The organism is Ensifer sp. Root142 (genome assembly GCF_001426785.1).
GTDB lineage: Bacteria > Pseudomonadota > Alphaproteobacteria > Rhizobiales > Rhizobiaceae > Ensifer > Ensifer canadensis.
Genome location: NZ_LMFK01000034.1, coordinates 437,765 through 461,952, shown reverse-complemented (window position 1 = coordinate 461,952; position 24,188 = coordinate 437,765). Strand labels below are relative to the sequence as shown.

Genomic DNA, 24,188 nt, shown 5'->3' with positions numbered 1-24,188 from the left:
GAGCCTATCTTGACGAACCCTGCAAAATCCATCCGCATCGGCACCATGATCTCGGCCACCAAGGGTGGCGCCGACAAACGCATCGACCAGATCGCCGAAATGGGCTTCGAAAGCTTCGAACCCTTCTTCTGGCAGACGACCAATGGTCAGGACCTTGCCGAGCTCGGCAAACGTTGCGTGGAGGCGATCGGCGGCCGCGACATCACCATCTCGACGCTCGGCATGTTCGGAAACCCGCTTGAGACCACCGCGATCGACGAACAGACATTGCAGGGTTGGCGAGACTGCATCGACAATGCCCATCATTTCGGCGCTACTTGCGTTGCCGGCTTCACCGGCCGCATCCGCGGCAAGCCGTTGACCGACAGTCTGCCGCGCTACAGGGAAATCTGGTCCGAACTGTCAAAGCGCGCGGCCGACAAGGGTGTGAAGATTGCCTTCGAGAATTGCGCCATGGACGGCAACTGGCAGACCGGTGACTGGAACATCGCCCATAATCCGGATGCCTGGGAACTGATCTTCAACGAGACGCCGGACGACCACATCGGGATCGAGTGGGAGCCCTGCCATCAGATGGTCTATCTGATCGATCCACTGCCGCAGATCCGCAAATGGGCGACAAAGATCTTCCACGTGCACGGCAAGGACGCGACCATCCGCTGGGACGTCATCCGCGAACACGGCATCTTCGGCAAGGAGAAATTCGTCTTCATGCGCACGCCGGGCTTCGGCGACACCAATTGGACCGACGTGATTTCCGAGCTTCGGCTGGCCGGCTGGTCCGGCTCGATCGACATCGAGGGCTGGCACGATCCGGTCTACCGCGACGCATTGGAGATGACCGGCCAGGTCCATGGCCTGAACTATCTCAAGGCTTGCCGGGGCGGCGACTTCGTCGCCGATCCGGTCTGAGGTGTGCATATCGGCCGGCATGGAGGATGCCGGCTGCGGGATAACCAAAGGAGGAGAAAATGGCTATCCGCGGATCCGCAATCCTGGGCGTTCTCGCCCTTGCAGGTGTCTCTTTGTTCGGGCTCTCGGCCAAAGCCGAAGACGTCACGATCAACGTCTGGTCGCTCGATCGCGACATCCAGCCGGCACCGAACCTGATATCGGACTTCAACAAGTTGAACGCCGGCATCAAGGTCGAATATCGCCAGATCCAGTTCGATGATGTCGTCAGCGAGGCGATGCGAGCCTATTCGACCGGCCAGGCGCCGGACATCATCGCCATCGATAATCCCGAGCATGCGCTGTTTTCGTCGCGCGGCGCCTTCCTTGATCTCACCGACATGATCGCCAAGTCGACGGTGGTCAAGACGTCGAACTATTTCCCCGGGCCGCTCGCTTCCACCATGTGGGACGGCAAGAACTACGGCCTGCCGAAGGCAACCAATACGATTGCGCTCTACTACAACAAGGACATGTTCAAGGCGAAAGGCCTTGATCCGGACAAGCCGCCCCAGACCCGGGACGAATTGGTCGATGCGGCGCGCAAGCTGACGGATCCCGCTGCCAACGTCTATGGTCTCGCCTTCTCGGCCAAGGCGAACGAGGAAGGGACATTCCAGTTCCTGCCCTGGGCGCAGATGGCTGGCGGCAGCTACGAGCACATCAACTCGGACGGCGCGGTCAAGGCGCTCGAGGTCTGGAAGACGATCATCACCGAGAAACTGGCCTCGCCGGATACGTTGACTCGCGGCCAATGGGATTCGACCGGCACCTTCAATTCAGGCAACGCCGCCATGGCGATCTCCGGGCCATGGGAGCTCGACCGCATGGTGAGCGAAGCGAAGTTCGATTGGGGCGTGGCACTGCTACCGGTCCCTGAAGTTGGTGCGGAGCGCTCTTCGGCCATGGGCGACTTCAACTGGGCGATTTTCTCCAACACGCAACATCCGGCCGAAGCCTTCAAGGTGCTCGAATATTTCGCCTCCCAGGATAACCGAATGTTCAAGGACTTCGGGCAACTGCCGGCCCGCTCCGACATCGCCATTCCTGAAACCGGCGTGCCGCTCAAGGACGCCGCCCTCAAGGTGTTCAACGAGCAGCTCAAATACGCAAAGCCGCGCGGTCCGCACCCGGAATGGCCGAAGATTTCCAAGGCGATCCAGGATGCGATCCAGGCGGCCCTGACCGGGCAGATGGCGCCGAAGGAAGCGCTCGATCAGGCGGCCGAAAAAATAAAGGCGGTGCTTGGTTAAAGCATATCCAGGAAAAGTGCGAAGCGGTTTTCCGTCGGGGAATGCGTGAAAACAAAGAGCTGGAGCGGTTCTGTGGCGCGTCAAAGCCGGAAACGCTCTAACCTCTTGAATGGGGCGAACGTGCTTCTGGGCGTGCCTTGAAGTGCGTTCGCCACCCCGATCAAGCAATGCTCCATCGTACTTAGGCGCTGGAGCGGAAAGCCAGGAAATTTGTGCCGGCTGTCGGCATCAGTTCGGTCGTTCTAGTTTTGCAGGTCGAGACGCGTGCCGCCGATGTCGGCTGCCATCTCGGCGGCGGAGGAGCCCATGAAACGATTATTGTCCAGCATGATCGACGGTCGCGGTTTCGATATCGGCCTCGTCAGCCTGCCGCTTGCGTTCCTGCTCACTCTGTCCGGGCTGCCGCTGCTCTACAATATCATCATGAGCTTCCAGGAAGTCGACATGTTCAGCCTTGGCAGTTTCTGGCGCCCTTTCGTCGGCCTCAAGAACTACCGGGATTTGTTCGCCCAGCCGGAAACTTGGCCGATCCTTGCCAACACGGCGACCTTCGTCATCGCCTCGATTGCCGGCCAGTTCCTCGTCGGATTTGGCCTGGCATTGTTCTTCTGGACGAACTTTCCGGGCGCCTCGTGGCTGCGCGGCCTCTTTCTGGTCTCGTGGGTGATGCCGGGACTTGTCGTTGGCGCGATCTGGAACTGGATCCTCTCCGGCGACTTCGGCGTGCTCAACTTCATCCTGCGTGAAACCGGTCTCATCAGTGGCAATATCTTCTGGCGCTCGGACCCCGATTTTTCCCTCTGGGCCGTGATCATCGCCAATATCTGGCTCGGCACCTCGTTCAACATGATCCTGATGTCCGTTGGCCTTTCGGCAATTCCGCGCGATCTCTACGAGGCGTCCGAACTCGATGGCGCCAATGTCTGGCAACGCTTCTGGACGATTACGCTGCCGATGATGCGTTCGTCCATCGGCGCGATCATCGCGCTGGGGCTGATTTTCACCCTGCAGCAGTTCGATCTTTTCGCGGCAATCACCTCGGGAGGGCCGAACAATGCCTCGAACGTCACGCAATATTGGGCCTGGGACCTCTCTTTCCGGCAGTACGACTTCGCCAAGGGCGCGACCATTTCGGTGATCATGATCGTCTTCGTAATGATCGCCTCGGTCGTCTACGTGCGCTCGACACGGCATGAGGTGCGCGGATGAATACCGTATCCCGCGACCGGTTGATGCTGGCAATCGCAATCGTTCTGGCCGGCATCTATCTGTTCCCGCTCTACTGGATGTACATCACCACGATCAAATCCGGTTCAGAGATGTTCGCCACCCCGCCGACCTTTTGGCCGACGGATCCTCAATGGCACATTTTCGGCGACGTCTGGCTAAGTCGGAACATGGGCCGCTATATCTGGAATTCGCTGGTTATCGCCTGCGGCGCCGTCGCGGTCATCACCGTGCTCGGTGTCGGCTGTGCCTATGTCCTGGCGCGCTATCGCAACATATGGGTCGATATCGGCCTTTTCCTTGTCCTCATGCTGCAGGTGCTTCCGGCATCGCTGATGGTGACGCCGATTTTCGTCGGCTTTTCTCAGGTCGGGTTGCTCAACTATCCCAGGCTTGCGGTCATCCTGGCGATTGCCGCCAAGAGCATGCCGTTTTTCGTGGTTCTGGTGCGCGCGACCTTCATGAGCGTGCCGCAGGAACTGGAGGAGGCCGCGCTTGTCGACGGCAATTCGCGCGTCGGTGCCTTCTTCAACATCGTCCTGCCGCTCGCGCGCAATGGTATTCTCGTCAGCGCCATCCTGATCTTCATGCAGGCCTTCGGTGAGTTCGTCTATTCGAAATCCATGATCCAGGCTGTCGAACTGCAGCCGGCAAGCGTCGGGCTGAATTCCTTCATGGGGCCGAACACCAACGAATGGAACAACATCATGGCCTATGCGGCGATCTACGTGACCCCGATCCTCGCCATCTTCGTCCTCCTGCAACGCCGCATCGTCTCTGGCCTTACCTCGGGAGCGCTCAAATGACCGCCCAGATCGAACTGACCAACGTCAACAAATACTATGGTGCCTACCACGCGCTGAAGGACATCGAGCTTTCGATCCGCAAGGGCAGCTTTACAGCGCTGGTCGGTCCATCTGGCTGCGGAAAGTCGACGCTGCTGCGGTCCCTCGCAGGGCTCGAGAGCATATCGTCCGGCACCTTGAGGATCGCCGGCGAGGTGATGAACGCCGTGCCGCCGCGCAAGCGCGATGTGGCGATGGTGTTTCAGTCCTACGCGCTCTATCCGCATATGACGGTCGAGGAGAACCTGACCTACAGCCTGCGCATCCGGGGAGTTGCGAAGGCCGAACGCAAGAAGGCCGCAAACGAAGTCGCAGCCGTCACCGGGCTCACCCATCTGCTCGGGCGCTATCCGCGGGAGCTTTCGGGCGGCCAGCGCCAGCGCGTGGCGATGAGCCGGGCAATCATCCGCCATCCCAAGGCGTTTTTGTTCGACGAGCCGCTTTCGAACCTCGATGCAGCACTGCGCGTTCATATGCGCAAGGAAATCCGTGCGCTGCACGATCGGTTGGGCGCCACATCCGTCTACGTCACCCATGACCAGATCGAGGCCATGACGATGGCTGACCACGTCGTCATCATGCGCGATGGCGTCATCGAACAACAGGGGAGCCCGCTTGAACTCTACGATCGGCCGGTCAACAAATTCGTCGCCGGGTTCATCGGATCCCCGGCAATGAATTTCATACCCGCCGTGGGGGGCCAGGATGGACGCTCGGTCATCCTCGACGTCGGTGTCAAACAGGCGATCGTCCTCGATCGGCCTGTGCAACCGGGGCAGGCCCTCACCGTTGGATTGCGTCCAGAGCACATCGAGATTGCCGAGCCCGATAAAGGCGCTCTCTCTGTCCCGGTCGCGCTGCTCGAATCGACAGGGGCGACGTGTTTCCTGACGATGGCAACGACGCCGGAGCTTTCGGTGGTCTTCAATGGTCGATCGAGTGTGACTGCGGGCGACAAGGTCGGCCTGACCTTCGCGCCCGCCAACATTCACCTCTTCGACGCGCAAACCGAACGGCGGTTGCCCTAGCGCCTATGCGGCGAGGGCATGGCTCCGGCCGCTCGGGGGAAACGCTTATGCGTGTGGTGCTGTTTCGGCACCCGCTTCAAAGGAGCCCATACCGGTGCAGGATCTCCTCGATCTGGTCGTCCTGGGTCTTGTTGGGCAGCAGGGCCGGCTCGCGGCTGGCACCAACGGAGCTGTCCTGTAGAAAGAGCGATCGCTTCACCATCGCAGGCGCAAAGCCAAGCGCGTAGAGATCCGTGCGGAAGGCCGAATAAATCGCCTGCTGTCTTTCGGCTTCGGCAATGTCGCCTGAATTGAAGGCGTTCAAAATTCCCGCCAGCACGTGCGGCATGGCATTGCCGAGGCCCGATATGCAGCCGGCCGCACCGTTTTGCAGCGCCCACAGCACCAGATGATCAGGGCCTGAGTAGACTTCGAAACCCTCAACGTCCCTGGCCACTTCGAGATAGGCTTCGAGCGTCTCTTTTGCTCCGCCGGAATCCTTGATGCCGGCGATGTTGCCGTGCTGTGAAAGCCTGCGCGCGGTCTCCGGCTCGATATGGTTCTGGGTGCGGGCCGGAATATCGTAGAGATAGATGGGGGTTTCGACCGCGTCCGCAACGGTCGAGAAGTGACGGATCAGACCATCCTGGGTGCAGGCGATGAAGAACGGGGTTATCACGGCAATACCATCGACGCCGATGCGATCGAATTCGCGTGCGAGTTTCAGCGTTTCGAAGGTTGCGGGCATGCCGGCATTGACGATGACCTTGACGCGGCCGGCGACCTCATCGACGACCTCCTCGGTCAGGCGCACTTTCTCGTCGTAGGTCAGGGCGCTGAAATCACCGTTCGTACCGGCGCACATGATGTTGTTGCCGGCGTCCACCTGTCGGCGGACCTGAGCGCGCGTCGCGTCGTAGTTGATCGTCTCATCGTCGTTGAAGCAGGTAACGAGCGCGACAAAGGCTTGCTTGGACATTGTTATCTCCAGTGATGGGAGCGCTCTCTCAAGAGGCGCATTCGAGGCGGGCGGCGCGATTGGCCGCCTGGACGTCGGGATCCGGATCAAGTCCGGCAGCCAGAAGCGCGCGCGTATAGTCTTGGCGTGGGGTCTCGAAGACCTCACGCACGGTGCCGAGTTCGACGACATTGCCCTTCTGCATCACCATGACGTGGTCGGCGAAGTCGCGAACGACCGGAAGATCGTGGGCGATGAAGATGAAGGCAATGCCAATGTCCTTGCGAAGCTTGTCAAGGAGGGCAATGACCTGGGCCTGAACCGAGACATCGAGCGCCGAGACGGCCTCGTCGCAGATGATCAATTGCGGCTCGAGCGCCAGCGCTCGGGCAATGGCGATGCGCTGGCGCTGACCGCCGGAAAACTGATGTGGATATCGCCCCATATGTTCCGGCCCAAGGCCGACCTGAACCAGAAGCTCGGCGACGCGCTCTCGCCATTTCGCCTTCGGCAGGATGTCCGGATGGATCACCCATGCCTCGGAGATCAGCTGGTAGACGGTCATGCGCGGATTGAGCGACTGGGTGGGGTCCTGAAACACCATCTGCAGGTCGCGCCGCAATTTGTAGAGTTCCGCCGGCGACAGCTGGAAAAGGTCACGGCCCTTCCATAGCGCGCTGCCGCTGTCGGGCTCGTCCAGCCTCAGCAGGATGCGGGCGAGCGTGGATTTTCCCGAGCCGCTTTCGCCGACGACGGCCATGGTCTCGCCTGGCATGAGGTCGAAGGAGATGCCTTTCAGAGCTTCGAAGCTGCCATAGTGCTTGCGGACGTCGCGAACCGACAGGACGGGCTCGCCGCGCGCGCCCGGCGAATGCATCTTGCCCTTTCCGGGGGCAGCGGCGATCAGCTTACGGGTGTAGGGATGTTGCGGGTTCTTGTAGACATCGCGAACCGTTCCCGCCTCGACCAGTTCGCCCTTTTCCATCACCACGACGCGGTCGGCAACCTCGGCGACGACGCCAAGGTCATGCGTGATGATCAGGACTGCCATGCCGGTTTCCTGCTGCAACTCCTCCAGAAGCGCCAGCACCTCGGCCTGAACAGTCACGTCGAGCGCCGTCGTCGGCTCGTCGGCGATCAGCAGATCGGGGCGGAGTGCAAGCGCCATGGCGATCATGACGCGCTGGCGCTGACCGCCGGAGAACTCGTGCGGATATTTGTCGAGCGATTTCTCCGGGTCGGGAATGCCGACGCGGGTCAACAGCCGCAGAGCTTCCGCCTGTGCCTCGGTGCTTCCCGTGCCGTGGGTCGTCAGTGCCTCACGGATCTGCCAGCCGACCGAATAAACCGGGTTCAGGTGGCTGAGCGGATCCTGAAAGATCATTGCGATGCGGCGACCGTTCACTTCGCGGCGCTTGTGTGTCGGCATCGTCAAGAGGTCGACGCCGTCAAGCAGGATCTCGCCCGAGCTGATACGGCCGGGCGGCATGTCGATCAGGTTCATGATCGCCGACGACGATACGGACTTGCCTGATCCGCTTTCGCCCAGGATCGCCAGCGTCTCGCCGCGATCGAGGTGATACGAGATGTTGCGGACCGCTTTGACCACACCCATCACGGTGTGAAATTCGACCGAGAGGTTGCGGACTTCCAGCAGATGGTCAGCCATTCTTGCGACCTTTCATTTCCAGGCGCCAGCGCTGGACGGGATCAAGGGCGATGCGCATCCAGTTCGAAAGCAAGTTGAGCGACATGGTCGTCAGGATGATTGCAAGGCCGGGCCAGAAGGACAGCCACCAAGCATTGGTGAGATATTGCCTACCTTGAGAAATCATCAGACCCCAGGTGATTTCGGGCGGCTGAATGCCGATGCCGAGGAAGGAAAGCGCGCTTTCCGCCAGCATCACATAGGCAAAGTCGAGGGTCGCCAGCGTCGTCAGCGTTGGCAGGACCACGGGCAGGATGTGCCGGAAGAGGATGCGCTTGCTGGAGGCGCCCATGACGCGCGCAGCTTGCACGAACATGCGCTCGCGGATCTCCAGCACCTCCGCGCGGGTGGTGCGCAGATAGACCGGAATGCGGGTGATCGCCAGAACCAGCATCAGGTTCAGGATCGACGAGCCGAGGACATAGAGCACGATAACCGCGATCAGCAGCGACGGGAACGACATGATGACGTCGGCCAGCCGCATGATGACCTGGTTGACGCGCTCGGAGGAAAAACCAGCGATCAGACCGAGCGTGGTGCCGACGATCGCGGAGATCGCGACGGCGCCGGCAGCAACCATCAGCGTGTTTTGCGTTGCCACAATGATGCGGGCAAACAGCGGACGTCCAAGCGCATCCGCCCCCATCCACCAGACCCAGCCGCGTTCCCATTCGAACGGCGCTGCATTTCGGCCGCGCAGGTTTTGCTTCGTCGCAAGGTCGCCAAGCCAGCTCGGCCCGACGATCGCCAGAATGAGGACTGTGATCAGAAAGATTGCAGCGCACAGGGCGAACTTGTCCGCCCACAGCATGCGCGCCATGCGAACAGCAAAGGTCGGTTCCTGGGTTATCGCCGTATCTGTCGTCTGTAAGGTCATGGCTGAACTCTTCAATGACGGATGCGTGGATCGAGAAGCGTATAGGCAAGGTCGATCAACAGGTTCATGACGAAAATCGCCAGCGCGGTCACGAGAATGGCGGCCAAAACGACGTTGAAGTCACGCTGCAGGATGCTGTCGATCATCAGCTTGCCGACGCCGGGAAAACCAAAGATGGTTTCGACGATGACCGCACCGTTCAGGAGGCTCGCGGCCTGGTCGCCGATGACGGTGATGACGGGAAGCATGGCGTTTCGCAGCGCGTGGATGAAGATGATCGGTCCGGACTTCACGCCCTTGGCGCGTGCCGTCTTCACGTAGGCAGACGAAAGCGCGCTGATCATCGAACCGCGAACGACCTGGACGATGATCCCGAACGGGCGGACGAACAGCACGCCGATGGGCAAAATCCAGTGCAGGAGCGAGCCGGTGCCGGATGTCGGAAGCCAGGCAAGGTTCACCGAGAAGACGACGATCGCGACAATGGCGAGCCAGAAGTCCGGGACGGCCGCGCCGATCAGCGATATCACCGAGGAGAGGCGATCGAAAAAACCGCCGGCGCGGAACGCGGCCAGTGAGCCGACGACGATGGCAGCGCCCGTCACCAGCGACATGGTGATAGTGGCAAGCCAGAGCGTCCACACGAAAGCTTCCAGAACCACATCGAGTGCCGGCCGTGCCTTGCGCAGCGACTCGCCGAAATCGCCGGTTACGACGTCACCGACATAGCGGGCAAACTGAACCATGATCGGATCGTTAAGGCCGTGGATCTCGCGAAACTGGTCCTTCATTTCCGCCGAGGCTTCGACGGGAAGGAACAGGGCGGCGGGATCTCCCGTCAGGCGCGAGAGGAAAAAGACCATCACGATCAGCCCGATAAGGGAAATCAGGCTGGCCAGTGCCCGTTTGCGAATGAAGCTCATCTTTGTGCCTCTCGATTGCATAGGGCGGCGGGATCCTCCCGCCGCCTTGATTGCGTCTGTCACTGGCGGATTTCATCATCGCCAGAACGGATCACTTGATGCCGATCTCCGAGAGCTGAAGCATCGAGTTGGTCGCCATGGTGGGCTTGAAGTCCAGGCGTTCGGAAACGCGCGAGAATCCAACCATGTGGAAGAGCAACACGTCAGCCACCACTTCATCATGCACATAGGCAATGGTTTCAGACCAGAGCTTGGCGCGTTCTTCGCCGACAGCCGCCGAGGCGCGCTTGATCAGATCGTCGACCTTGGGGTCTGAAAAGCCCGACTGCGTGCCCTCGGTCGCGTATTTGAAGAACATCGAGAAGGACGGGTCACCCTTGGAGTTGTCGTGCATGGCAGCAACGAGCTGCGGCCCGCGACCTTCCTTGAACGGCTTGGAATAGTAGCCTTCATGTTCGGCCACTTCGACGAACTTGAGATCGATCTTGAAGCCGACTTCCTGCAACTGCGCCTGAATGGCTTCCATGATCTCGGTCACGTTCGGGAAGTTTGCCGAGCGTGCGATGATGGTGATCGGTGTATCGACCTTCACGCCTGAGGCCTTGGCTTCCTCCAGAAGTTTTTTCGCGGCTTCTGGATCGAAGGGGAAGACCTTCACGTCAGGGTTCCAGCCGAGCGTCGGGGGCGGCACGATCGCGGTGGCGAGCAGCGCGCTATCGGGAACCAGAGTACCCAGGAACGCCTGACGGTCGATGGCCATGTTAAGGGCACGACGCACGCGCACATCGTTCAGAGGCTCGATATTGTGATCAATGCGCAGATAGACGGTCTCGCTGTCGAGATAGGAGAAGTCGGTCTTCGGGTTGGTTGCGTCGAGCTGCGAGATCGAGGGCGAGAGATCGGCTTCGCCGGCCTGAACCATTGCGGCTCGCACTGACGGATCTGCGCGGAACAGGTAGGTTGCTTCCGTGACCTGCGGCTTCTGGCCCCAATAGTCATCGCGCCCGGTCAGGACGATCTGCTGGCCCGGCGTCCAGTTGGTCAGTTTGTAGGGGCCGGTGCCGATCGGCTCGCGGATGAACTCGAGTGGCGTTTCTTCCGGAACGATCGTGACGAGCGACATCAGCAGCGGCAGGATCGGCTGAACCGGATCCGCGCTGAAATCGATCGTGTGATCGTCGACGACATTGGCAGTAACCGTCATCCCGCCGAAGTATCGACGAGACTCACAGGCATTCTTGTCGCTCATGATGCGGTCGAAGCTGTGCTTGACGTCCTTGGCGTCAAAGGTCGTGCCATCAGAGAATTTCACCCCCTGGCGAAGATGGAAACGCCAGCTTCCGTCTTCATTCTGCTCCCACTTTTCTGCAAGGCGCGGCACGACGCCCTTGTCGCCGCGAACGTCGAGCTCGGTCAGAGTCTCGCTGACATTCTGCATGATGACGCGGCCGATATTCGAGCGGGTTGCCATGCAGGGCTCGAGCAGATCGGCCTCCTCGGCCAACACGATCTTGATCGGTCCCGATGCGGCAAAAGCAGGCGACATGGCGGAGCCCAACAGGAGCGCCCCCAGGATAAGCGTTTTCTTCATTGCATTTTCCTCCCTAGAAAGTCTCGTTCAGTCCGGCGTCTTGCCAGACCTGAATTTTCCGGAACGCGCGGCGATCAATGCGGCGCAGCATATGAGTGCACCGCCGCCGATGGTGGTCAGCGCGACGGTTTCGCCGAACAGGGCAAATCCGCCGAAGGCCACAAGCGGCAGGCGTAGAAAGTCAACCGGTGCCACGACAGTCGCCGGCGCCAGCGAAAAGGCATGGGTCATCAGCCCCATGCATGCGGTGCCGACCACGCCCTGAAGCGCAAGCAACCCCATTTCCCTTGGGCCAGGAATGGCGAAAAACGGGATGGCGAGCAGTAGGGCGATCGGCACGGTCAAGAGAAGGTTCCACACGACGAGCGTGGACGTGGCGTCGCCTTTCGACATGGATTTCAAAATTAGCTGGATCGCTGATTGAAGCACGGCGCCCGCAAGCGCCAGCAAGATCGCCAGCGTGAAGCCCGTCGCGGACGGGCCGATCACCAGCATGGCTCCGGCAAAACCAAGGGCGACCGCTGCAATCATCGCCGGGCCCGGTCGTTCGCCCAACGTCAACGCTGCACCCAGCACGACAAAAATCGGAGAGGTGAAGGCGATGGCGGTGACGTCGGCGAGCGGTCCCCAACTGAAGGCGGCGAACAGCGCGATCATCGCCAATAGTTTGAAGCCGGCGCGCAGGGCGTGCTGGCGCACCGGATGCGTGGTGCGAAGAACGGATGGGCGAAGCGCAATCCAGGGAAGAAGGATGAGTGCGCCGAAGAACGCCCGGAAAAATCCGATGACGAACGGGTGCACGGCGCCGCTCAGCGCACGCACGATCACGGCATCTGTCGCGGCGAGCGTTGCTGCTCCTGCTGCAAAGACGACGGCCGTCGTGGCCTGGTGGCGACTGCTGGCGCTGTACATGAAGGTCCTCCGTCCCCGGCATCCTTGCGCCGTGTTGTCATGACCATCTATCTTTCGGCAAAGTTTGTCAAATCGTTTTCCTATGTAAAATTATTGATCGCGGATATTGTTTACAAATAACAAGCAATATCAGGTAGTTGTGTATGATAGCATGGTTAATGTGAGAAATTAAATGACATTAAAGAACTTGACAACTTTGGAATTTTGATGATTTTCGAACCTGACAGGAGGGCCTAAATGCATCCCGATGAAATCGCTCGCAACATGAACGGCGTGCTTCGATCCGTGTCCCCGGGGCGCGGCGAAGCCTTGTTGCCTTCGCCAATGATCCAGAACCATGCGGCATTCCTGCACTTGCTCGATGACGGTGCGCTCGTTTGCACCTGGTTCGGCGGCACGCTGGAGGGCAAGTCGGATATCTCGATCTTCGCGTCTGTACTGACGCAAGCCTCGACCGCCTGGGGACCGCCGCAGCGACTGAGTGACGATCCTTCACATTCGGAACAGAACCCGGTGTTGTTTTCCGCGCCGGACGGCACTCTCTGGCTGTTTCATACCTCCCAACCATCAGGAAATCAGGATGAATGCCGGATCCGCATGACTGAGGTGGTGCGCGATCCCGCCGACCCACTGAAGCTCGCAGCGCCAAAGGGGCGCTACCTCGACCTGCCGCGCGGGTGTTTTGTCCGCGCCCCTGTCGTCGTGCGCGACGATGGTGCGTGGCTGCTGCCGATTTTCCGATGCGTGCAACGCCCCGGCCAGAAATGGAACGGCAGCCATGACACGGCCGCAGTGGGTGTCTCCCATGATGCAGGCAGGACGTGGCGGCTCGAAGATATTGAACAGTCCACCGGCTGTGTGCACATGTCGCCGGTCGCACTCGGAGGGGAGCGCTACGCCGCCTTCTTCCGGCGTCGTCAGGCCGACTTTGTCTACCGGAGCGAGAGCGTCGACGGGGGGCGGTCCTGGTCCGTGCCTCATGCCACGGAAGTGCCGAACAACAATTCGTCGCTAGCGGCAATCCGCCTGCGCGACGGCCGCATCGCCATGATCTGCAACCCGGTGAACGCGCTTCTGTCGTCCGACCGACGCGCCTCACTCTATGACGAATTGGGCGAAGATGATGGCCGGCCCGATGCGGATCCAAGCGGAGGCTGCGTTCCCGTCTGGGGGGTGCCGCGCGCACCCGTTGCACTTTGCCTCTCCAACGACGGTGGGCATTCCTTTGCGCTTCGCCAGTCGATCGAAGATGGCCCGGGAACCTGCCTGTCCAATGACTCGACCGATGGCCGCAACCAGGAAATGTCCTATCCCTGGCTGCTTGAAGGTCCCGACGGCGCAATGCATCTCGCCTACACCTATCATCGGCGCGCGATCAAATATGTCCGCTTGGCTCCCGGTTGGGACAGTGCGGCTCGACGGAGTGTTTCATGAGCAATATCATTGGCATAACCATGGGCGATCCCTGTGGGGTCGGCCCCGAGATCTCGGTGCGGGCCCTGGCTGAAATGTCCAGTGCAGATCGCGCACAGACGCGCATCTATGGCAATCTGGCGACGCTTGAGGCCGCTCGGTCTGCGCTCGGCCTGGACATCGACCTCAGCCCTCATGTCGTTGATCTGCCGATCGAGGGCGCGCCGCTGCCCTGGGGCCAACTGAGCCCGGTCGCCGGCGATGCTGCCTTTCGTTTCATCGAGAAAGCGGTGCGCGACGCCGAATCCGGTGCGATCGGCTGCATCGTCACCGCACCGATCAACAAGGAAGCGCTGAACCTCGCAGGCCATCACTATGATGGCCATACCGGCATGCTGCGTAGCCTCACCGGGTCGAAGGCTGCCTACATGCTGCTCGCTTCCGAACGACTGAAAGTTATCCATGTGTCGACGCATGTCTCGCTGCAGGAGGCAATCAGAAGGGCGACGACAGAGCGAGTTCTGGCAACGATCAGGGCCGGGGACGCGCATCTCAAGCGCACCGGCTATGCCGCGCCCAGGATCGCTGTTGCCGGCATCAATCCGCATTGCGGCGAAAATGGCCTGTTCGGCACTGAGGATGACGACCAGATTGCGCCTGCGGTTGCAGCCGCGCGCGCCGAGGGTATCGACGCCTATGGGCCGATTTCGGCGGACACGGTTTTCTACCGCGCCTATTCCGGCGCTTTTGATCTGATCGTCGCGCAATATCACGACCAGGGACACATCCCGATCAAGCTGGTCGCCTTCGATACCGCGGTCAACGTCTCGGTCGATCTGCCGATCGATCGTACCTCGGTTGACCATGGTACGGCCTTCGACATCGCCGGAAAGGGCATCGCCGACCACGGCAATATGAACTCCGCCATCGCCTACGCGCGCAAGCTCGTGGCCGGCAGCGCCAAGCAAGGATGACCAGGCCATGACAATTGCTCAAATCACCCTTCATCAACCACGCCGGCTAATAGTCGGCGCAGGCACAGTCGGCGAGGTCGGTGCCTGGGCTGCCGAAGCCGGCTCAGCACTCGTGATCGCAACGCCGATCACGGCAGGCTTTGCAGATCGATTGCGGCTTTCCGGCCGCGTCACTGTATTCGATGCGATACCCGGAGAGCCAGACATCGCAACGCTGGACGCAGCGCTCGAGGCCGCAAGGCGGTGCAAGCCGGACCTGATTGTCGGTCTTGGCGGCGGATCAGTACTCGACGTCGCAAAGCTGGTTGCCGCGCTTTGGGATTCGGATCAAACGCTCGTCGATGTCGCGGGCCCCAATCGCGTCGCGGGCCGCAACACTCGCCTGGTTCAAGTCGCGACGACGGCTGGAACCGGCTCTGAAGCGGGCATTCGCTCGCTGATTACCGATCCCGGCAAAGGTAACAAGATCGCAGTGGAAAGCCCGTACATGATCGCGGACTTTGCCGTTCTCGATCCGGAGTTGACCTATTCCGTGCCGCCGGCCGTCACGGCGGCGACGGGTGTCGATGCGATGGCCCATTGTGTCGAGGCCTTCACCAATCGTCGGGCGCATCCGATGATCGATGGCTTTGCGCGAATGGGCTTCCATCTTGTCGGCAAATATCTGGCACGCGCGGTCAAGGACGGGACAGATACCGAGGCCCGCGAAGGGTTGATGCTCGCCTCCTATTATGGCGGCATATGCCTTGGCCCGGTGAACACGGCTGCCGGCCACGCCATCGCCTATCCGCTGGGAACCAGGCTCCGCCTGCCGCACGGGCTGGCCAACGCCATCATCTTCCCACATGTACTTGCCTTCAATCGTTCCGTTGCAGCAGAAAAGACGGATGAGGTCGCACAGGCGCTGGGACTGGGCGAGGCTCTTTCGGCGCCGGAACTTCTGAGCGCTGCTCGCGGATTTTGCAGTGATCTCGGCATCGAGATGTCGCTTTCAGCCCACGGCGCGACGTCGAACGATCTGCCGCTCTATGCCAGCGAGGCGCATGCCAACCGTCGCCTGATGGACAACAATCCTGTTGATATGAGTGTCGACGAGGTGCTGGAGGTCTACAGGGCGGCTTTCTAACGCATGTCGCGGAAATGTGCGCAGCGGTTTTGCGAGAACATGCGCAACAAACAAGTGCCTAACGCGCAGTAGGCGAACCTGAGAGGCTACTGCGCTTTAGGCGCCTTGGGCCATCGCCCAATTTCAAGCGCCTCGGCCAAAGGTCGGGGCGCTTCGCGTTGCGAGTGTCGCCGATTTACCGGGTCGTCTGAAACAACCGCTCGCGCGAGCCGGTCAAGTGATCGTGCATCAACTGCTTTGCCTTCGTGCCGTCACCGGCAGCGATCGCATCGCAGATTGCTTCGTGCTCGGCGAAAACACGCGTGAGGCCGGTTGTCTCGCGCTTGACTGACGCGCCATGGAATTTCATGCCGACGGCAATATGGTCCTTGAGGGCTTCCATCGCGGTCGAGAAATAGCTGTTCTGGGCAGCGCGCGCGATCGCCAGATGGAATTGGAAGTCCGCGTCCTCGCGATGCGACTGTCGGTTGGTCGCGTCCCGCATCAACTCCAGCGCCTGGCGAATGGCGCCAAGACTGGCGTCATCATGGCGTGCCGCTGCTGCGGCTGCTGCTGCCGGCTCGACCGTCAGCCGGAACTCGTAGCAGTTCAGCAGATCCGCGACGTTCTCTAGCTGTCCGAAGCCAAGTGGCTCCTTCATGCCGACAGCACGAACAAAGCTGCCAGCGCCCCGGCGAGAATAGATCAGGCCCTGGTCACGGATGCGGCGAAGCGCCTCGCGGATGACCGGTCGGGACACCTCGAATTCGGCGGCGAGGTCGTGCTCCGTCGGCAAGCGTTCATCGGGCTTGTAGGCCCCCGATTTAATGGCGCGATGCATCCGCTCGAAGACGAGGTCGGCCAGGCTCTTGCGTGTCGTTCCGTTCTCCAGTCCCATTGTCATCTCATGTCGCGGAGCATTCTGCCCGCAATCTCCCTCAGCGTCCCCGCGTGACCGAATCCTCCGGATTTCGCGATGATGCAATGTCCGTTGGCGAAGGCCAAGCCCAGACCTGGCATGCACTCACCCATTAGCCGGAAACGTTTAATCCCCATCTTGTCCAGCACGGCTTGTGCAGTGGCACCACCGGAAAGAAGCAACGTCGAGGCGGCCTGTGTCAAAGCTGGAAAGACGCTTTCCGCTAGAAGACGGGAGACTTCCTGGGAGGTAATTGCGACATCTCCGTCAACTGCCTGCACAAGAGTGATCAAGCTGCCATCCGAAGACGTGTCGCTCAGGCGGCCATTTGGTGCCGGCAGATAACGCGACTCGAGCGTGGCACGCAATTCTTCAATCTGCGCTAGCGTGATCGGATCACGCGAGCCGATGACAAAAAGTCCGGGCCCTTCTGGGATCTCGGCAGCTAGCGCCTTTGCGTCGCCGGTCATTTGGCGTGCCAGTGCCTCGGCCAATCCGCGCGCACCGATCAGCAGGTCCACTCCCGATTCCTGGGCCGATTGAAGCGAGCGGCTCATTTCTTCCGCGGTCGCGATATCCGGGATCGTCATGTTCCCCGCGTGCCTGCCAAGTTTTTCGGCAATCGATATCGGCGTATCCACCCCAAAGCCCTGTACATGGCCGGCCCTTACCATCCGTCCGAAATCCGGAATGGCGGGAGCAACCAGCGCTGAGCGAAAAGGGATAATGTCGAGCTCGGCAGCGATGTGGCCCTTGAGGCGCGAGTCGATCTTCTTGAAAAGGCGCGAGCCCGGCGGCAACGCGGCAAGCGCCGCAGCAGTTGCTTGCTGCGCTGATACGACATCCATTTCCCGCGAGCCAATATTGACGGACATGACCTGCGGGTGCTCGCTCAACGCCCCGGGGATGGCTTCGACGGTAAGCGCAATCTCAGTATGCAGGCCCCTGCTGGCGAATGGGGCGGCTGCATCCAGGGCGCCGGTCAGATCATCGGCGACAATGGCCAGCATGAAACAAGCTCCAAGAATTTGTTGTTATCTTAATTCCTTCGTTTTTGATTGAAATGTCAAGGAGTTTTGGCTTGCTAATTACAAATAGTTCCTGATGGACCCGGCAGTTTGAAGGCCGTCGAGGAATGACGCGGTGACACGAAATCTAAAGCAGCGTTCGTCAGGTGATCGCGGTCCAGATGGAACCCAGATCAAGAATGCAGTGGCCGGCAGTGGCGCGTGCCAATCGATCTTTGGCGAGTCTTTGCCCGAACGATAGATGAGCTTGTCAGGACCACCGCGAGAGGGATTGATTATCCAATCCCGACGTCTGGCGCTGTAAACGGCGAGGACTGGAGGGAAGGCCTCTGGAGGCGTGTCTTTGCACCGCCGGCTACGGGGGAAGGGACACTGCTATCCACCTCGGTCTGCAAGTACCAGATGTCAATCGGCAACCGCCGGCCAGCGAGCGCAACCTCATTCTGTACCGTCCACAGTGCAGATGGCGCAGGTTTGCGCAATTGTTTGACCAGCGCCGATGAGACAACAAGCGGTGAGCCCAGAACCTTCGTAAGGGCTTCAAGTCGCTGGGCGACATTGACCGCATCCCCTATGACTGTGAATTCGCTATGACACCCGCTGTCCAGGACGCCACCGACGACGGAGCCATAGTGCAAGCCTATGCCAGCGCTTAGGGCAGGATACCCGCCAACCAAATTCTGGTGCTTCCAGTCATTCAACGCATCGACCAGGTCGAGAGCGCAAGCGAGCGCACGGTCTGCGTCATCCTTCATTGCTGTAGGTTGGCCGAACACGGCCATCACGCCGTCTCCGATGAACTTGTCGACGGTTCCGCCGTGGTCGAAAATGATCCCCGAAACGAGATGACGGTATTGAGCCAGCACCGCTGCCAATTGGCGAGCGGGTGCTGTCTCGGCAAAACTGGTGAAGTCACGCAGGTCGACAAACATGATCACGGCATTGCGCCGTTCGAGTTCGAGAGCCGAACTTCCTTCCTGAAGGTCGGCGACAACGAGTGGCGAGAAGAACCGCGACAGATTGAGGCGTCGCCTGTCTGCCAACAGAGCCTCCTTCCGCGTCTTATCGTGATCCTTGGCGAGGAGATAAATTGCAAAGGCGGTGAAGCCATAACTCACCGTCAGACCAAGATCCTGATTGAAAAAGTAAGCAACGAACGAGACAGCGTCAGCCGTGTGATGCCTGGCGGCGGTAACCGCGAGCATGCCGATCCAGGCAACAAGGACGATGCCTGAAAAGACAAGAACCAGCCGACGGTCAAGCTTGAGGCCAACATGATTGAGGAGAATGAAAGCGACGACGAGGCTGCTCGTCGTAACATTGTGGTTCTCTGTGACCGGGCCGCCAAGGATATGGGCATAGAGGATCAACGCGACCAGCAGTGCGTCAAGAACGACAAATAGCGTTTTCAGCCAGGATCGTCCGGGCAGGAAGCGGGCGCTCATCACAGATGCGATGCTGATAACCAGATAGCAAATAATGACGGCGAAATGGGTCCCTTCAGCCTCTGCACCCCCGCCCAGCAAGAGATTAGCGAGAAGTATGGCGAAGGCGACGAACCGCAGAAGGATTGAACGGGTTTCCCGCTCGAAGTCCCAGTCAGCGCTGAGTGAAGATCTCATGTTTTCCTCTGGACATGCGGGCAGGCTTCGGGACCTCTCACGGTCAGCCGAGCTCGCATGCTCTCGGTACCATGAAGGGTAACGCGACCCTTATGGGGCTTCCAACGATGGTAAGGTCAAGAGCTTGTGGGATCGCGCTAGGGGCTTTGCATCTGTCGTGCGCATGCATTGCATTGCGGGTTGGGAGACTTGCCGTGGTTTCAATCGCGGACAGAGGATCCAGTACGGTCAGCAGCCCAAGCGACGAAGGCCGCTTTGAGATGCTCGGCCGCGGGCGAAAGGCTGTGCTGGCGCCGCTGCAATAGCGAGACATCTCGCATCACGTCCGGTTCGATCAGGTCGATGGTCGTGACGTGTACGGCGGATGCGAGTTGGCTGGAATTCTCCGGCAGGACGGCGACGCCCATGCCGGCGGCGATCATGCTGATGGCGGTCGTTGAGAAGCGCACTTCGTACTTCGGCCGGAAATTCGGAGCGACGCGGATGAGGTTATGCTCAACGATGCTGCGCAATGGGTTGGCGGCGGCCAGCGTGATAAGCGATTCGTCTTTCATCTCCTCCCACCGCACGGACTTCCGTTTGGCGAAACGGTGGTCCTCCCGGCACACAAGCATCAGCTTGTCGCGCAAAAGCGGGGTGGCCGTGATCTCCGGATCCTCTTCAGACAGTGTGCCAACGGCGATGTCGACCTCGTTGCGCTTGAGCGCCGGGCTGATCGCCTCCTCGGGCATGTCGCGGATGCTGACGGAAATCTCCGGATACATGCGCAGGAACCGGGCGATGATCGGCGGCACGATGGTTGCGGCGAGCACGATGGCCGCAGCGACGGTGACCTGGCCGCGCTTCAGCGAGGCATTGTCGCGCACGTCGCCGACGGCGAGCTCCAGGTCCTTCAATATTTTGCGGGCCTGCGGCAGGAATTCCTGCCCGACGAGCGTCAGCGACACCATGCGCGTGTGGCGGTCGAACAGGCGCACACCGATTTCCGACTCCAGGTCCCGGATGAGGATGCTGACCGCCGACTGGGTGAGGTGAAGGTTCCTTGCGGCGATGTTGAACTGGCCGAGTTCGGCCACCGCGATGAAGGCCCTGAGTTGCCGCAGGGTTATATTCATGGACGCGACGCCCTCCTTCGAACATGCCGGTTGTGCGGTTTACATCAAACGATGGCGCGGCCTCTCCTGTCTAGCCCGCAGGTGTCGGTTGCTCAAGGCGATCCGCAGCTTTACCTGCCATCAGCAGTCCCAGCTCCTCGAGGCGAGAACGGTCCGGCGGCAGTTCCCCAAGGATTTCGCCGTGGCACATCACGAGGATCCGATCGCAGATCGCGAAGAGTTCTTCGAGTTCCGTCGAGATCAGCAGGATCGCTCTGCCGCTGTCGCGCTGCTTCAGCATCTCCTCCATGACGAATTCCATCGCGCCGATGTCGATGCCACGGGCGAGCTGGTTGACGAGAATAAAATCGGGATTGCGCGCCAGCTCACGCGCGACCACCAGCTTCTGCTGGTTGCCGCCGGAAAGGTCGCCGATCCGCTGGTTCTCATCGCGGGACTTGATGCGGAAGCGCTTGATGAGATCGCGGGTATGCGTGCCGATCGTGCGCCGATTGAGCATGCCGCGGGCGGCAAAGGGCGGTTGGTCGTATCGCTGGAGGATGGTGTTCTCGCTGAGCGAGAGCGAAAGCACGATGCCATGCTTGTGCCGATCTTCCGGGATGTGGGAAAACCCACAAGCATTGATGCGGGCGGGGTCCAGGCCGGTAATGTCCTTGCCGTTGAGTACGACGCGGCCCGAATCCACCGGCAACAGGCCCGCAAGCGCCAGTGACAATTCGCTCTGGCCGTTACCGGAAACGCCGGCGATGCCGACGATCTCGCCGGCGTGCACATCAAGGCTGATGCCGCGCACGGCCGGAAGCCCGGTTTCGCTACGACAGCTGAGGTTTTCGACCGACAGCACGAGCCGACCGGGGGCGGCAGCGTCGCGGACCAGCTCCATGCCAACGTCGCGCCCCACCATCATGCGGGCAAGGCCTCGCGCATCCGTGTCGTCGACGCCGACGGTATTGACCACGCGCCCGTCGCGCATGACGCTGATACGGTCGCTGACCCGCATCACCTCGTCGAGCTTGTGCGAGATGAAGACGACAGTCTTCCCGTCGGCGGCCAGGTCACGCATCAGGCCAAGCAGGCGGTCGGTCTCCTGCGGCGTCAGCACAGCGGTGGGCTCGTCGAGGATGAGGAGATCGATGCCGTTGAACAGAGCCTTCAGAATTTCGACGCGCTGCTGCTCGCCGACGGAGAGATCTTCGATGAGGGCGTCAGGGCGGACGTCGAGCGCATAGCGATCGCTGAGCTCGCGGATTTTCGCATGGATCTTGTCCATGTCGTTGATGATCCGGAACGCTGATCCCTGGCCGAGGATATAGTTTTCCGCGACGGTGAGGTTCGGCACGAGCATGAAGTGCTGGTGTACCATGCCGATGCGCTGGCGGATCGCCTCGCGCGGGCTGTTGAAGCGAACGGGCGCGCCTTTGTAGACGATCTCGCCCGCGTCGGGTCGCACCATGCCGCAGATCATACTCATCAGCACGCTCTTGCCGGCGCCGTTTTCACCGAGCAGCGCGTGGATCTCGCCCTCCTCGATTTGCAGCGACACGCCGTCGCTGGCGATGATGGGGCCGAACCGCTTGTGGATATTATCGATGCGCAGGAATGGTTTGGGGGACATGTCCGTTACCTCATCTCGTAGGGCTGGCCGAGCTTGCTCGGCGCGGCGCCCTTGCCGCGAACCACGACAAGCGTGATGATCGTCATGATGTAGGGAAGGGCTTGCAGGACCTGGTAAGGCACCACGATTGACGCCTGTGCCTGGAGCATCAGTTGCAGGGCATAGAATAGGCCAAACAGCAGCGAGACGAAGAAGGCCCACATTGGCGACCATCTCGCAAAGACCACGACGGCAAGCGCGATGAAGCCGCGCCCGGAGGTGATGCCCTCGACGAACTGGTTGGAATGACCGAGCGTCAGGAATGCGCCACCGAGACCTGCAAGACCTGTGCCGACCATCACTGCGGCGTACCGGTAGGTCGCGACGTTGCGGCCGGCGACGTCGACGGCCTTGGGGTGTTCACCCACAGCACGCAGCGTCAGTCCGAAGGAGGTTCGATTGAGCACGAGGGTGGCGAGGATTGCGACAAGGATCGTGCTGTAGACGATGAGGTTCTGCCGGAAGAAGGCTTCTCCCAGGAAGGGCAGATCGCTAAGCCAGGGGATATGGACCGGCTGGGCGATCTCGATGCCCTTGCCGGTCGAGACATAATAGGTGCGGAACAGGAAGGCGGTGAGGCCCATGCCAAGCAGGTTGAGTGCCGCGCCTACCACGATCTGGTCTGCCTTGATGGTAATTGTGAAGAAGGCGAAAACCAGCCCGAACAGCATGCCGCCGCCGATCCCGGCAAGAAGGCCGAGCGGAATGCTGCCGGTGGCGAAGGCGGCCGCGAAACCGCAGAATGCGCCGACCAGCATCGTGCCTTCCAACCCGATGTTGAGCACCCCCGCCCGTTCGGAAAAGACCTCGCCGATCGAGGCGAAGATGAGGGGCGTCGCGAGCCTCCAGGCCGCGCCCATCAGCGCCGCGAGGAAGGTGAAAAACATCATGTCGTCCATGGTTGCGGACCTCTCTTGATCATCTTCATCCCTTGCGGGGGAGCGGTTTGGCTAACGCAGGCTCGTCAGCACACCGCGGAACTTGGCGAAGGCCACGACCGACAGGATGACGATGCCCTGAATGACGAGGACGAGAACCTGCGGGACCTGCGATGTAATCTGGAGGACCTCAGAGCCGGACCGGAGCATCGCGAAGAGCCCGCCCGACAGGATCGCGGCCAGGGGATTGTTGTTGGCGAGCAACGCCACGGCAATGCCTTCGAAGCCGTAGCCCGGTGAGATGTTCTGATAGAGCCGGTGGGTGACACCCGCGACCTCGAAGGCGCCGGCAAGCCCGGCCATCGCGCCGCTGATACAGATGGCGATCATCACGTTGCGGCGGACGTCCATGCCTGCATAACGCGCCGCATGCGGGTTGAGGCCGACGACGCGCAAGGCAAAACCGCGGCTGCTGCGTTGCAGGAAAATATAGAGTGCGACCGCCAGCACGATGGCGACGAGGATGCCGATATGGAGGCGCATGTCCGAGACGATGCGCGGCGTCCAGGCCTCGCGCACCAGCCGGGCCGATTGCGGATAGGCGGCGCTTGCGTCCCTCATCGGCCCGGTGACGAGATAGCTCGTCAGGATGAGGGCGATGTAGTTGAGCATGATCGTGGTGACGATCTCGCTCGCCTGGAAGCGTACCTTGAGATAGCCGGCGATGCCGGCCCAGGCGGCGCCGGCCAACGCGCCCGCCAGCATGACGAGCGGGGCATGGATCCAGACAGAGAGGCCATCGATGCTGGTGCCGACGAAGGTGGCGGCGATCGCACCGACATAAAGCTGCCCCTCAGCGCCGATGTTCCAGATGCTGCACCGGAAGGCGACACAAAGCCCTGCGCCGATCAGGATGAGCGGCGTCGCCTTCAGCAGGATTTCGCCGATCGAGCGCGCATCCTGGAAGGACCCCATGATCATCACCGTAACCACGTCGGTCCCAGTGAAGCCGTTCAGCCACAAAAGCGCCGCGCCGAACGAAAGGGCGACAAGGACCGCGGCGATCGGGGTCGCAGCGCTGATAACCGCCTGCGAGAGCGTCCGGTAGAGAGCGTGGGCTGCTTGAGGATACACGTGATCACGCGCTCCCTGGTTTACCTGTTCCATGGATCGGTCCCGATAATGGTGTGGCATTGAAATGGTTCGCTGCGACCAGGCATGGCCGGTC

General features: G+C 60.8%; 21 protein-coding genes. 8 read left to right on the top strand and 13 right to left on the bottom strand.

Annotation, left to right across the window (positions count from 1 at the left end; all coding sequences use genetic code 11):
• Positions 1 to 9 precede the first annotated feature (9 nt).
• The 5 genes from ASD52_RS26950 to ASD52_RS26930 all read left to right on the top strand — a co-directional run bounded on the left by ASD52_RS26950 (position 10) and on the right by ASD52_RS26930 (position 5,304).
• On the top strand, positions 10 to 912 hold the full coding sequence (locus tag ASD52_RS26950; protein WP_025430391.1) for a sugar phosphate isomerase/epimerase: 903 nt from the start codon (positions 10 to 12) through the stop codon (positions 910 to 912).
• A gap of 59 nt (positions 913 to 971) precedes the next feature.
• Positions 972 to 2,204, top strand: a complete 1,233-nt coding sequence (locus ASD52_RS26945; protein ID WP_057226013.1) for a sugar ABC transporter substrate-binding protein — start codon at positions 972 to 974, stop codon at positions 2,202 to 2,204.
• Between the two features lie 306 nt (positions 2,205 to 2,510).
• Positions 2,511 to 3,413 (top strand): sugar ABC transporter permease, encoded by a 903-nt coding sequence (locus ASD52_RS26940; protein ID WP_025430389.1) that lies wholly within the window; start codon positions 2,511 to 2,513, stop codon positions 3,411 to 3,413.
• Complete coding sequence (locus tag ASD52_RS26935; protein ID WP_025430388.1) at positions 3,410 to 4,237, top strand: carbohydrate ABC transporter permease; 828 nt, start codon at positions 3,410 to 3,412, stop codon at positions 4,235 to 4,237. Before ASD52_RS26940 ends, ASD52_RS26935 begins: the two co-directional genes overlap by 4 nt.
• Positions 4,234 to 5,304: an ABC transporter ATP-binding protein gene (locus ASD52_RS26930; RefSeq protein WP_025430387.1), complete on the top strand. Its 1,071-nt coding sequence runs from the start codon at positions 4,234 to 4,236 to the stop codon at positions 5,302 to 5,304. The genes ASD52_RS26935 and ASD52_RS26930 overlap by 4 nt, the downstream gene beginning before the upstream one ends.
• A 76-nt stretch (positions 5,305 to 5,380) precedes the next feature.
• Here the strand turns inward: ASD52_RS26930 and ASD52_RS26925 are convergent, their stop codons facing one another.
• The 6 genes from ASD52_RS26925 to ASD52_RS26900 form a co-directional block, all read right to left on the bottom strand.
• Complete coding sequence (locus ASD52_RS26925; RefSeq protein ID WP_025430386.1) at positions 5,381 to 6,262, bottom strand: dihydrodipicolinate synthase family protein; 882 nt, start codon at positions 6,260 to 6,262, stop codon at positions 5,381 to 5,383.
• A gap of 28 nt (positions 6,263 to 6,290) precedes the next feature.
• Positions 6,291 to 7,910, bottom strand: a complete 1,620-nt coding sequence (locus ASD52_RS26920) for an ABC transporter ATP-binding protein (RefSeq protein ID WP_057226011.1) — start codon at positions 7,908 to 7,910, stop codon at positions 6,291 to 6,293.
• Positions 7,903 to 8,826, bottom strand: coding sequence for an ABC transporter permease (locus tag ASD52_RS26915; protein WP_025430384.1), 924 nt, complete (start codon positions 8,824 to 8,826; stop codon positions 7,903 to 7,905). Before ASD52_RS26915 ends, ASD52_RS26920 begins: the two co-directional genes overlap by 8 nt.
• Before the next feature lie 11 nt (positions 8,827 to 8,837).
• Positions 8,838 to 9,749 (bottom strand): ABC transporter permease, encoded by a 912-nt coding sequence (locus ASD52_RS26910; RefSeq protein ID WP_057226009.1) that lies wholly within the window; start codon positions 9,747 to 9,749, stop codon positions 8,838 to 8,840.
• 91 nt (positions 9,750 to 9,840) lie between these two features.
• Positions 9,841 to 11,340: an ABC transporter substrate-binding protein gene (locus tag ASD52_RS26905; protein WP_057226006.1), complete on the bottom strand. Its 1,500-nt coding sequence runs from the start codon at positions 11,338 to 11,340 to the stop codon at positions 9,841 to 9,843.
• A gap of 27 nt (positions 11,341 to 11,367) precedes the next feature.
• Positions 11,368 to 12,252 (bottom strand): DMT family transporter, encoded by an 885-nt coding sequence (locus ASD52_RS26900; protein WP_057226004.1) that lies wholly within the window; start codon positions 12,250 to 12,252, stop codon positions 11,368 to 11,370.
• Positions 12,253 to 12,489: 237 nt separating this feature from the next.
• Here ASD52_RS26900 and ASD52_RS26895 point away from each other — a divergent pair, with 237 nt between their 5' ends.
• Genes ASD52_RS26895 through ASD52_RS26885 form a run of 3 tightly spaced genes read left to right on the top strand, consistent with a single transcriptional unit; the run spans position 12,490 to position 15,765 of the window.
• On the top strand, positions 12,490 to 13,686 hold the full coding sequence (locus ASD52_RS26895; RefSeq protein ID WP_057226002.1) for an exo-alpha-sialidase: 1,197 nt from the start codon (positions 12,490 to 12,492) through the stop codon (positions 13,684 to 13,686).
• Positions 13,683 to 14,639 (top strand): 4-hydroxythreonine-4-phosphate dehydrogenase PdxA, encoded by a 957-nt coding sequence (gene pdxA / locus ASD52_RS26890; RefSeq protein WP_057207080.1) that lies wholly within the window; start codon positions 13,683 to 13,685, stop codon positions 14,637 to 14,639. The genes ASD52_RS26895 and pdxA overlap by 4 nt, the downstream gene beginning before the upstream one ends.
• Positions 14,640 to 14,646: 7 nt before the next feature.
• Complete coding sequence (locus tag ASD52_RS26885; RefSeq protein ID WP_057226000.1) at positions 14,647 to 15,765, top strand: iron-containing alcohol dehydrogenase; 1,119 nt, start codon at positions 14,647 to 14,649, stop codon at positions 15,763 to 15,765.
• Positions 15,766 to 15,940: 175 nt separating this feature from the next.
• Here the strand turns inward: ASD52_RS26885 and ASD52_RS26880 are convergent, their stop codons facing one another.
• The 7 genes from ASD52_RS26880 to ASD52_RS26850 all read right to left on the bottom strand — a co-directional run bounded on the left by ASD52_RS26880 (position 15,941) and on the right by ASD52_RS26850 (position 24,127).
• Entirely contained in the window at positions 15,941 to 16,642 is a 702-nt protein-coding gene (locus ASD52_RS26880) for a FadR/GntR family transcriptional regulator (RefSeq protein ID WP_057207083.1), read from the bottom strand.
• Between the two features lie 2 nt (positions 16,643 to 16,644).
• Positions 16,645 to 17,673, bottom strand: coding sequence for a four-carbon acid sugar kinase family protein (locus ASD52_RS26875; RefSeq protein WP_057225998.1), 1,029 nt, complete (start codon positions 17,671 to 17,673; stop codon positions 16,645 to 16,647).
• A 293-nt stretch (positions 17,674 to 17,966) separates the two neighbouring features.
• Complete coding sequence (locus ASD52_RS26870) at positions 17,967 to 19,313, bottom strand: adenylate/guanylate cyclase domain-containing protein (RefSeq protein ID WP_057225996.1); 1,347 nt, start codon at positions 19,311 to 19,313, stop codon at positions 17,967 to 17,969.
• Between the two features lie 200 nt (positions 19,314 to 19,513).
• Complete coding sequence (locus tag ASD52_RS26865) at positions 19,514 to 20,428, bottom strand: LysR family transcriptional regulator (protein ID WP_025430374.1); 915 nt, start codon at positions 20,426 to 20,428, stop codon at positions 19,514 to 19,516.
• A 70-nt stretch (positions 20,429 to 20,498) separates the two neighbouring features.
• Positions 20,499 to 22,043, bottom strand: coding sequence for an ABC transporter ATP-binding protein (locus ASD52_RS26860; RefSeq protein ID WP_025430373.1), 1,545 nt, complete (start codon positions 22,041 to 22,043; stop codon positions 20,499 to 20,501).
• A 5-nt stretch (positions 22,044 to 22,048) separates the two neighbouring features.
• Complete coding sequence (locus tag ASD52_RS26855) at positions 22,049 to 22,981, bottom strand: ABC transporter permease (protein WP_057225994.1); 933 nt, start codon at positions 22,979 to 22,981, stop codon at positions 22,049 to 22,051.
• Between the two features lie 51 nt (positions 22,982 to 23,032).
• Positions 23,033 to 24,127 carry an ABC transporter permease gene (locus ASD52_RS26850; protein ID WP_057207093.1) on the bottom strand — a complete coding sequence of 365 codons (1,095 nt, stop codon included), beginning with the start codon at positions 24,125 to 24,127 and terminating at the stop codon, positions 23,033 to 23,035.
• Positions 24,128 to 24,188 lie beyond the last annotated feature (61 nt).